This is a genomic window from Bacillus sp. EB106-06-01-XG163 (assembly GCF_058791615.1).
In genome coordinates, this window is sequence record NZ_JBYTDS010000030.1 from 1 (window position 1) to 3,047 (window position 3,047).

The window sequence follows — 3,047 nt, forward strand, 5'->3', positions numbered from 1 at the left end:
TGTTCTTTGAAAACTAGATAACAGAAGTAATTCACATTCAATTAGTAATGCAAGATATCACGTAGTGATTCTTTTTAACGGTTAAGTTAGAAAGGGCGCACGGTGGATGCCTTGGCACTAGGAGCCGATGAAGGACGGGACGAACACCGATATGCTTCGGGGAGCTGTAAGCAAGCTTTGATCCGGAGATTTCCGAATGGGGAAACCCACCACTCGTAATGGAGTGGTATCCATATCTGAATACATAGGATATGAGAAGGCAGACCCGGGGAACTGAAACATCTAAGTACCCGGAGGAAGAGAAAGCAAATGCGATTCCCTGAGTAGCGGCGAGCGAAACGGGACCAGCCCAAACCAAGAGGCTTGCCTCTTGGGGTTGTAGGACACTCTGTACGGAGTTACAAAGGAACGAGGTAGATGAAGAGGTCTGGAAAGGCCCGCCATAGGAGGTAACAGCCCTGTAGTCAAAACTTCGTTCTCTCCTGAGTGGATCCTGAGTACGGCGGAACACGTGAAATTCCGTCGGAATCCGGGAGGACCATCTCCCAAGGCTAAATACTCCCTAGTGACCGATAGTGAACCAGTACCGTGAGGGAAAGGTGAAAAGCACCCCGGAAGGGGAGTGAAAGAGATCCTGAAACCGTGTGCCTACAAGTAGTCAGAGCCCGTTAACGGGTGATGGCGTGCCTTTTGTAGAATGAACCGGCGAGTTACGATCCCGTGCAAGGTTAAGCAGAAGATGCGGAGCCGCAGCGAAAGCGAGTCTGAATAGGGCGAATTGAGTACGTGGTCGTAGACCCGAAACCAGGTGATCTACCCATGTCCAGGGTGAAGTTCAGGTAACACTGAATGGAGGCCCGAACCCACGCACGTTGAAAAGTGCGGGGATGAGGTGTGGGTAGGGGTGAAATGCCAATCGAACCTGGAGATAGCTGGTTCTCTCCGAAATAGCTTTAGGGCTAGCCTCAAGGTAAGAGTCTCGGAGGTAGAGCACTGATTGGACTAGGGGCCCCTACCGGGTTACCGAATTCAGTCAAACTCCGAATGCCGATGACTTATCCTTGGGAGTCAGACTGCGAGTGATAAGATCCGTAGTCGAAAGGGAAACAGCCCAGACCGCCAGCTAAGGTCCCAAAGTATACGTTAAGTGGAAAAGGATGTGGAGTTGCTTAGACAACCAGGATGTTGGCTTAGAAGCAGCCACCATTTAAAGAGTGCGTAATAGCTCACTGGTCGAGTGACTCTGCGCCGAAAATGTACCGGGGCTAAACGTATCACCGAAGCTGCGGACTGTTCTTCGAACAGTGGTAGGAGAGCGTTCTAAGGGCTGTGAAGCAAGACCGGAAGGACTTGTGGAGCGCTTAGAAGTGAGAATGCCGGTATGAGTAGCGAAAGAGGGGTGAGAATCCCCTCCACCGAATGCCTAAGGTTTCCTGAGGAAGGCTCGTCCGCTCAGGGTTAGTCGGGACCTAAGCCGAGGCCGAAAGGCGTAGGCGATGGATAACAGGTTGATATTCCTGTACCACCTCCTCACCATTTGAGCAATGGGGGGACGCAGGAGGATAGGGTAAGCGCGGTATTGGATATCCGCGTCCAAGCAGTTAGGCTGGGAAATAGGCAAATCCGTTTCCCGTGAAGGCTGAGCTGTGATGGCGAGCGAATTATAGTAGCGAAGTTCCTGATTCCACACTGCCAAGAAAAGCCTCTAGCGAGGTGAGAGGTGCCCGTACCGCAAACCGACACAGGTAGGCGAGGAGAGAATCCTAAGGTGATCGAGAGAACTCTCGTTAAGGAACTCGGCAAAATGACCCCGTAACTTCGGGAGAAGGGGTGCTCTGTTAGGGTGCAAGCCCGAGAGAGCCGCAGTGAATAGGCCCAGGCGACTGTTTAGCAAAAACACAGGTCTCTGCGAAGCCGTAAGGCGAAGTATAGGGGCTGACGCCTGCCCGGTGCTGGAAGGTTAAGAGGAGCGCTTAGCGTAAGCGAAGGTGCGAATTGAAGCCCCAGTAAACGGCGGCCGTAACTATAACGGTCCTAAGGTAGCGAAATTCCTTGTCGGGTAAGTTCCGACCCGCACGAAAGGCGCAACGATCTGGGCACTGTCTCAACGAGAGACTCGGTGAAATTATAGTACCTGTGAAGATGCAGGTTACCCGCGACAGGACGGAAAGACCCCGTGGAGCTTTACTGCAGCCTGATATTGAATGTTGGTACAGCTTGTACAGGATAGGTAGGAGCCTTGGAAACCGGAGCGCCAGCTTCGGTGGAGGCATCGGTGGGATACTACCCTGGCTGTATTGACCTTCTAACCCGCCGCCCTTATCGGGCGGGGAGACAGTGTCAGGTGGGCAGTTTGACTGGGGCGGTCGCCTCCTAAAAGGTAACGGAGGCGCCCAAAGGTTCCCTCAGAATGGTTGGAAATCATTCGCAGAGTGTAAAGGCACAAGGGAGCTTGACTGCGAGACCTACAAGTCGAGCAGGGACGAAAGTCGGGCTTAGTGATCCGGTGGTTCCGCATGGAAGGGCCATCGCTCAACGGATAAAAGCTACCCCGGGGATAACAGGCTTATCTCCCCCAAGAGTCCACATCGACGGGGAGGTTTGGCACCTCGATGTCGGCTCATCGCATCCTGGGGCTGTAGTCGGTCCCAAGGGTTGGGCTGTTCGCCCATTAAAGCGGTACGCGAGCTGGGTTCAGAACGTCGTGAGACAGTTCGGTCCCTATCCGTCGCGGGCGCAGGAAATTTGAGAGGAGCTGTCCTTAGTACGAGAGGACCGGGATGGACGCACCGCTGGTGTACCAGTTGTTCTGCCAAGGGCATCGCTGGGTAGCTATGTGCGGACGGGATAAGTGCTGAAAGCATCTAAGCATGAAGCCCCCCTCAAGATGAGATTTCCCATTCCGCAAGGAAGTAAGATCCCTGAAAGATGATCAGGTTGATAGGTCTGAGGTGGAAGTGTGGCGACACATGGAGCTGACAGATACTAATCGATCGAGGACTTAACCAATTTGAATGTATGCTTACTGTTATCTAGTTTTGAGAGAA

The 3,047-nt window shown here is 52.9% G+C and carries 1 rRNA gene; it reads left to right on the top strand.

The window, feature by feature from the left end:
- Window positions 1–79: 79 nt before the first annotated feature.
- A 23S ribosomal RNA gene (locus AC3WTF_RS19130) occupies window positions 80–3,009 on the top strand.
- Window positions 3,010–3,047 lie beyond the last annotated feature (38 nt).